This is a genomic window from Amycolatopsis sp. NPDC051045, from assembly GCF_040682955.1.
In the GTDB taxonomy this organism is placed as follows: domain Bacteria; phylum Actinomycetota; class Actinomycetes; order Mycobacteriales; family Pseudonocardiaceae; genus Amycolatopsis.
In genome coordinates, this window is the sequence record NZ_JBFBCC010000010.1 from 60,986 (window position 1) to 67,845 (window position 6,860).

Annotated in this window: 8 protein-coding genes; 5 read left to right on the top strand and 3 right to left on the bottom strand. The window is 73.1% G+C overall.

Features of this window, described 5'->3' with window-relative positions:
* Positions 1 to 32: 32 nt before the first annotated feature.
* From AB0M80_RS23950 to AB0M80_RS23960, 3 genes are read right to left on the bottom strand one after another with little or no spacing between them, the layout of a single operon-like run.
* Positions 33 to 1,082, bottom strand: coding sequence for a HAMP domain-containing sensor histidine kinase (locus AB0M80_RS23950; protein ID WP_364568752.1), 1,050 nt, complete (start codon positions 1,080 to 1,082; stop codon positions 33 to 35).
* On the bottom strand, positions 1,079 to 1,780 hold the full coding sequence (locus AB0M80_RS23955) for a response regulator transcription factor (protein ID WP_364568754.1): 702 nt from the start codon (positions 1,778 to 1,780) through the stop codon (positions 1,079 to 1,081). The genes AB0M80_RS23950 and AB0M80_RS23955 overlap by 4 nt, the downstream gene beginning before the upstream one ends.
* Positions 1,781 to 1,790: 10 nt before the next feature.
* Positions 1,791 to 3,143: a hypothetical protein gene (locus AB0M80_RS23960; protein ID WP_364568756.1), complete on the bottom strand. Its 1,353-nt coding sequence runs from the start codon at positions 3,141 to 3,143 to the stop codon at positions 1,791 to 1,793.
* Between the two features lie 160 nt (positions 3,144 to 3,303).
* Between AB0M80_RS23960 and AB0M80_RS23965 the strand changes: the two genes are divergently transcribed.
* The 5 genes from AB0M80_RS23965 to AB0M80_RS23985 all read left to right on the top strand — a co-directional run.
* Positions 3,304 to 3,948 carry a glycosyltransferase family 2 protein gene (locus tag AB0M80_RS23965; protein WP_364569422.1) on the top strand — a complete coding sequence of 215 codons (645 nt, stop codon included), beginning with the start codon at positions 3,304 to 3,306 and terminating at the stop codon, positions 3,946 to 3,948.
* Positions 3,945 to 4,628 (top strand): DUF2064 domain-containing protein, encoded by a 684-nt coding sequence (locus tag AB0M80_RS23970; protein ID WP_364568759.1) that lies wholly within the window; start codon positions 3,945 to 3,947, stop codon positions 4,626 to 4,628. Before AB0M80_RS23965 ends, AB0M80_RS23970 begins: the two co-directional genes overlap by 4 nt.
* Entirely contained in the window at positions 4,628 to 5,260 is a 633-nt protein-coding gene (locus AB0M80_RS23975; RefSeq protein ID WP_364568762.1) for an SAM-dependent methyltransferase, read from the top strand. The genes AB0M80_RS23970 and AB0M80_RS23975 overlap by 1 nt, the downstream gene beginning before the upstream one ends.
* The gene (locus AB0M80_RS23980; RefSeq protein WP_364568765.1) at positions 5,257 to 6,372 is read left to right on the top strand and encodes a molybdopterin-dependent oxidoreductase; all 1,116 of its coding nucleotides are present in this window, start codon (positions 5,257 to 5,259) and stop codon (positions 6,370 to 6,372) included. Before AB0M80_RS23975 ends, AB0M80_RS23980 begins: the two co-directional genes overlap by 4 nt.
* The coding region (locus tag AB0M80_RS23985; RefSeq protein ID WP_364568767.1) for a hypothetical protein at positions 6,369 to 6,860 on the top strand (492 nt) is incomplete at its 3' end. The genes AB0M80_RS23980 and AB0M80_RS23985, both read left to right, overlap by 4 nt.

The window sequence follows — 6,860 nt, forward strand, 5'->3', positions numbered from 1 at the left end:
CACCCGGGGGGCCTCGGCACGATCTATCCCGCCTAGGACATCGCCAGCGGCAGGCGGACCTCGAACCGGCACCCCGGCCCGTGGTTGTGCACCCCGATCCGGCCGCGGTGCGCCTCCACGAGCCCCTTGGCGATGGCCAGCCCGAGCCCGCCACCACTGGTCGTTCCGCCACGCTCGGGCGTCCGAGCTTGCGTCCCGCGAAAAGCGACGTCGAAGACCCGGCTGATCTCGTCGTCCGGGATGCCGCCGCAAGAGTCGTCGACGGCGAGCAGAGCCTCGTCGCCGTCGACGCCGATCTGCACCGCGACCGTCCCGTCGGGCGGGGTGTGCCGGATCGCGTTGGACACCAGGTTCCGCACGATCCGGGCCAGCTCCGGGTCGCTCCCGGTCACCACCGGCCAGGTCGACGCGTTGGCGAGCACCCGAACGCGCTTCCGCTGGGCGACCGGCGCCTGGGCGGCGACGGCGTCGCTCACGACGTCCCGCAGCGGCACCGCGGACATGGTGAGCTCCAGGGCGCCCGCGGTGATCCGCGAGAGCTCGAACAGGTCACCGACCATCGCGGACAGCCGTCTGGTCTCGCCGCCGATCCGCTGGGCGTAGTCGGCGACCTCGTCGCGTTCGGACACCACGCCGTCCGCCAGCGCTTCGGCCATCGCCTGGATGCCGGCCAGCGGGCTGCGCAGGTCGTGGCTGATCCAGGCGACCAGCTCGCGCCGCGACGCCTCGGCGGCGCGTTCCCGCTCGCGCGCCTCGCGTTCCCACACGCTGCGGCGCGCGATGGCCCGGCCGAGGATGATCGCCGCGGGCACGGTGACCAGCGCGACGAGCAGGCAGACCAGCAGCATCGTGGTCAGCGCCAGGGTGAACATGAACCCGCTGATGCCCAGGACGCCGACCAGGGTGGCGAGCACCGGGATCAGCACCAGCACCGTGAGCGTGGTCGTCAGCGAACCCCGGCGCAGGACGTACAGCGCTACGCCACCCAGCGCCGCGACCGGCAGCGAGAACAGCAGCGCGAACGGCAGGATGTGCCAGAGGTGCGTCAGCATCTCCGGGAAGGATTCGCCCGAGCCGATCACGGCTGCTCCCGGTCGTAGCGGTAGCCGACGCCCCACACGGTCGCCACCCGGGTCGGCTTGGCCGGGTCGCGTTCGATCTTCTCGCGCAGCCGTCGCACGTGGACGGTCACAGTGGACTGATCGCCGAAGTCCCAGCTCCACACCTTCTCGAGCAGGTCCGCGCGCGAATAAGCGACGCCCGGGTGGGCGAGGAAGAACGCCAGCAGGTCGAACTCCCGGGTGGTGAGCGGCAGTTCGCGGCCGCCGAGGGTCGCGGTGCGCGCCTTCATCTGCAGGCGCAGGCCGCCGTCCACGAGCTCGGCGGCGGCCGGCTCCGGGCGGGGCATCCGCGCGCGGCGCAGGACCGAAACCACGCGGAGGGCGAGTTCCTTGGGGCTGAAGGGTTTCGTCACGTAGTCGTCGGCGCCGAGCTGGAGCCCGGCGATGCGGTTCTCCTCTTCGCCGAGTGCGGTGAGCATGACGATCGGCACCTGGCTGACCTGGCGCAGCCGCTTGCACACCTCCAGGCCGTTGATCCCCGGCATCATGACGTCGAGGACGACCAGGTCGGGCTCGTGGGTGGCGAACTTGGCCAGGCCCTCGGCGCCGTCACCGGCCATGTCGACGGTGAACCCGGCCACCTCGAGGTAGCGGCGGACGACGTCGCGGACCGTCTCGTCGTCGTCGACCACGAGCACCCGCCCGGCCTGATCGCTCATCACGTCTCCCTCACCAGCCCGTCAGCAGCAGGTGGTTGACCGCCAGCGCCGTCGCCGCCTGCGCGGCGAGCCACCACCGGCGTCCGGGCCGCGGCAGCAGTGCCGTCATCGGCAGCAACCACACCCCGAACGGTAGCCAGATCCGTTCGGTCTCGGCTTTCGACAGGCCCGAGACGTCGGCGACGAGGATGGCGGCCAGGGCGGCGAGGCCGAGGAGGAGCACCGGATCGGTCAGCAGGGCCCGGCGCGGGCACCCGAGGCCTCGCCGGAGGGCGGCCACCACCGCGGGGCCGAGGGCGACGGCCACCGCCGCCAAGTCCGCCCAGACCCAGTACGAATAGGGCCTGACCAGCGCCACGCCCTGGTAGTAGCGCTCGACGACCAGGTGATAGCCGTCGAGCCACCAGAAACCCGCCCAAGCGAAGACGGTGACGACGGCCAGCGCCGCGGCGCTGGCCAGTACCGCGGCCCGCCACTGCCGGCCGAGGACGGCGACGGCGACCGCGAGCAGGCCGAGCAACACCAGGCCGTACGACAGGAAGATCCCGAAGCCGAGCAGCACTCCGGCGGCCAGCCCGGCCGGAACGGCGTACCGGCGGCCCTGAGCGAACCCGCTGGCGGACAATGCGAGCAAAGCCAGCCCGGTGGCGGTCACCCCGGCGAACAGACCGTCCGCGGACACGCCGATCCACACCGCGCCAGGGGTGAGGACGGCGAACGGCAGCACCGCGCGGGCCGCCTCGGGCCGGCCGAGTAGGGCGACCGTGGCGGGCACGGCCACCGCGACCAGGCTGCCGACGAGCACCACCGCCGTGGCCGCCCACGCGCCGCCGTGCAGGCCGATCCGATCCAGCCAGACGAAGACGAGCGTCGCCCCCGGTGGGTGCCCGGACACGTGCGTCGTCCAGGAGCCCGGCTGGAAGTCGAGGATGCGGGAGGAGAACTCGCGCAGCATCCGCGGGATGTCGGTGATCCCCGGTACCTCGTGCAGGTATTCCTGGGGAATGGTCAGGTGCCCGGCGAACCCGCGCGGCCAGCCGTCGACCATGGCCAGCGAGAAGATCCAGGCGAGCGAGGCGAGATAGCCGGCGGCGAGCGCGCGGCGCCACGGCAGGCGAGCGGCGAGCACCGGACCGTGGAGCACCACCGCGACCGCGACGAGCACGGCGAACACCGAGCCCGGGCCGACGTGCGGCAGCCAGTCGGCGAACAACGGCGGCGCGGAAACGAAGATGACCACGCCGGAGTTCGGCCGGTTGTAGTACAGGCCGACCGCGGTGGCCGTGGCGACGAGCACGGCGGCCGCCGCCACGGCGAGAAGATCGGCGCGGCGTCCGGTCCGATGGGGGTTCGGCTCGCTCATCGTCGCCCACCCTAGATCCGCGGAGGGGCTTTCGACGTCCACGGAACGGCAGCCGTAACGACGCGGTAAGAACTCACCGGACGTCATGATTCGGTAAGCGCCGCAAGGGTTCTACGGCGTTCCGGACGGACTTACGGTCAGCGCCGTGACTGACTCAGACGTGGACGTCGTCCTCCCCTGCCTCGACGAAGCCGGTGCCCTCCCCGGCGTGCTGGCCGGCCTGCCACCGGGATACCGCGCGATCGTGGTCGACAACGGTTCGGCCGACGGCTCACCCGAAGTGGCGGCCTCGCTCGGCGCGAAGGTCGTCCACGAACCGCGTCGCGGCTACGGCGCGGCCGTGCACGCGGGGCTGGAAGCCGCCACCGCCGACATCGTGTGCTTCGCCGACGCCGACGGGTCCCTGGACCTCGCCGACCTACCGCGGCTGGTGACCGCGGTCGAGCACGGCGCGAACCTGGCCGTCGGACGCCGGGTGCCGACCGGCCCCGGCGTGTGGCCGTGGCACGCGCGAGCGGGCAACGTCGTACTCGCGCTGCTGTTGCGCAGCCGTGGGCTGCCGGTGCGGGACATCGCGCCCCTGCGCGCCGCGGACCGGCGGGCGCTGCTGCGCCTGGGTGTCGCCGACCGGGCGTTCGGCTACCCGCTGGAGCTGCTGATCAAGGCCCGGCGTGCCGGGTGGCGGGTCCGCGAGTTCGACGTCCGCTACGGCGAGCGCGCCAAGGGCACGAAGTCGAAGGTGTCCGGTTCGCTGCGGGGCACGCTGCGCGCGGTCCGCGACTTCGGGCGGGTGCTGGCTCGATGACACGTCCGTTCGTCCTGCTGGTCGTGGCCAAGGCACCGGTTCCGGGACTGGCCAAGACCCGGCTCTGCCCGCCCGCGACGTCGGCCGAGGCGGCGGAAATCGCCGCGGCCGCGCTGCTCGACACGCTCGACGCCGTCTGCGCGGTGCCCGGCGCCGTGCCCGTCGTCGCGATGACCGGCGACCTGGGCGCCGCCGCCCGGGCCGGCGAAATCGGGATGGCATTACGGCATTCCACCGGCATTCCGCAGCGTGGCCGGGACTTCGGCGCCCGGCTGGCGAACGCGCACGCGGACGCCGCTGCGGTGCACGCGGGCCTGCCGATCCTCCAGATCGGCATGGATACCCCGCAGGTCACGCCGGAGTCCCTCGCCGCGGCGGTCGCACCGATCCTGCACGGCGGCCACGACTCGGTGCTCGGGCCGGCCGCGGACGGCGGCTGGTGGGCGCTGGGACTCGCCGAGCCACGACACGCGCAGGCCCTCGTGGACGTCCCGATGTCCCGTGACGACACGGGTGAACGCACGCTGCGCGCTCTCATCGCCTGCGGGCTGCGGCCACGGCAAGCCACCCAGTTGTCCGATGTGGACACCATGGCGGATGCCCGCTTGGTGGCGGCGGCGTGCCCCGGTGGCCGGTTCGCCCCCGCTGTCGCGGCGGTCGGCGGACGGGCGGTCGCGTGATGACGGCCCCGGTGCTCACCGGCCACGAGTTCGACCGCGGCCTGCTCGGCCACCGGTGCTGGCTCGAACTGGCGAACGGCGAGCGGATCGAGCTGCCGGTGGAACGCTGGACCGGGCCGTCCGAGGGCGACGATGTCCTGCTCGACGCTTGTGCCGGCCCGACCGTCGACCTCGGGTGCGGTCCCGGCAGGCTCACCGCGGCGCTGGCCGGGCGCGGGGTCGTCGCGCTGGGCGTGGACAGCTCGCGGACGGCTGTCGGACTGACCCGGCGACGCGGCGGGAGTGCGTTGCAGCGCAACATCTTCGACCACCTGCCCGGCGAAGGCCGGTGGCGGCACGCCCTGCTCGCGGACGGCAACATCGGCATCGGCGGCGACCCGGCCGCGCTGCTGCGGCGCACGGCGCGGCTGATCGCCGCCGGCGGCGACGTCCTCGTCGAGCTGGAGTCCCCCGGCCACGGCCTGCGGCACGAACGCGTCCGGCTCCGGCCCGGCCACGCCGACGTCGCGTGGTTCACTTGGGCGTGGGTGGGGGTGGACGCGATCGCCGAAGTCGCCACGCGCGCCGGGTTGCGCGTCGACTGGACCACCCGGCGCGGGCACCGCTGGTTCGCGCGGCTGGAGCGATCATGAAGCTCCCGATTCCGGCGGAAGAACAGTTCCGGGCCCCGGCGCACCACGAGCGCGTGACGTCGAAGATCGGCCTGGCGCTCGCGATCACGTTCACGACATGCTTCGTGACGGGGTTGCTCAGCCACCTGATCCAGCACCCGCCGGCGTGGTTCTTCTGGCCCAGCCGCCCGGCCGGGCTCTACCGCGTCACGCAGGGCCTGCACGTGATCTCCGGCGTGGCGTCGATCCCCTTGCTGCCGGCGAAGCTGTGGAGCGTCTACCCGAAGCTGTTCGGCCGGCCGCTCGTGCGCTCGCTGCCGCACGCCCTGGAGCGGCTGTCGATCCTGGTGCTGTCCGGTGCGGCGTTCTTCGAGCTGACGACCGGGCTGCTGAACGTCGCGCAGAACTACCCGTGGGGCTTCTCCTTCCCGCAGGTGCACTACGCGGTCGCGTGGCTGGCGATCGGGTCGGTCCTGGTGCACGTCGCGGTGAAGCTGCCGATCATCCGCCGTGCACTGAGCCGGGCCACCGTCGAGGAGCCACCGGCCGCGGGCCTGTCCCGGCGGGCGTTCCTCCTCATGACCGGGCTGGCGACGGGCACCGCGGTCGTCGCCACCGCCGGCGCGACGGTTCCGTTCCTGCGCGGGGTTTCCGGCCTCGCCTGGAAGACGGGCAAGGGCACGCAGAACCTGCCGGTGAACCGGACGGCGGCGGCCGCGGGGATCACGTGGTCCTCGTCCTGGCGCCTTTCGGTGGCAACTCCGCGTGGCACGACGAAGTTCTCGCTCGAGGAGTTACGCGCACTCCCGCAAACGACGGCGGACCTGCCGATCGCGTGCGTGGAGGGTTGGAGCCAGTCGGCCACCTGGCGCGGAATCTCCCTGCCCACGCTCCTGGAAGCGGTCGGCGCGGCACCAGGCACGGCGGTCCGGGTGACCTCTTCGGAGCGGGGCGGGCTGTACGGCGTCAGCGTGCTGCCGGGCGAGCACACGTCCGACGAACTGACGCTGCTGGCCTTGGAGCTGAACGGCGAGGTCCTCGCCCCCGACCACGGATTCCCCTGCCGGATCATCGCCCCGAACCGGCCCGGCGTGCTGCAGACGAAGTGGGTCACGAAGCTGGAGGCGCTGTGAAGACCGCCCGGGTACTCCTCGCCCTGCCGGGTCTCGCGGCGCTGGCCTGGGGTGTGGTGCTGTTCGCCGAGTACGCGCTGCCCCTGCGTCCGGACGTCTTCGGGACGGTGGGCTGGATCATCGGCGGCCCGCTCCTCAACGACGCCGTCGTCGCCCCGCTGACGGCGGCGCTCGGCGTGGTCCTGGCCCGCCTCCTGCCGCCCCCGTGGAAGACCCCGGTCGTCGCCGGCACGGTCATCACCGGCGTGCTGGCAATCCTGGCGTTCCCCCTGCTCTGGCGCCCGTACGGCACCCCGCCGACGCCCGGCCTCCACGACGGCAACCCAGCCCTCGGCCTGGCCCTCACCATGGCAGCAGTCTGGCTCGCGGTGGTCCTGACGGCCCTCCGCCACCGTGTCGTCCCCCCAAGCACGCGCGATGGCCCTCCAGTCACGCGTGATGCTCGCCCAAGCACGCGAGATGCCCCTTCCGGGACGCCAACCGACCCT

What these genes read in the sequence shown, in the direction of transcription:
- AB0M80_RS23955 (WP_364568754.1), bottom strand. Translation starts at nt 1,780, where the DNA reads ATGAGCGATCAGGCCGGGCGGGTGCTCGTGGTCGACGACGACGAGACG.
- AB0M80_RS23960 (WP_364568756.1), bottom strand. Translation starts at nt 3,143, where the DNA reads ATGAGCGAGCCGAACCCCCATCGGACCGGACGCCGCGCCGATCTTCTC.
- AB0M80_RS23970 (WP_364568759.1), top strand. Translation starts at nt 3,945, where the DNA reads ATGACACGTCCGTTCGTCCTGCTGGTCGTGGCCAAGGCACCGGTTCCG.
- AB0M80_RS23975 (WP_364568762.1), top strand. Translation starts at nt 4,628, where the DNA reads ATGACGGCCCCGGTGCTCACCGGCCACGAGTTCGACCGCGGCCTGCTC.
- AB0M80_RS23980 (WP_364568765.1), top strand. Translation starts at nt 5,257, where the DNA reads ATGAAGCTCCCGATTCCGGCGGAAGAACAGTTCCGGGCCCCGGCGCAC.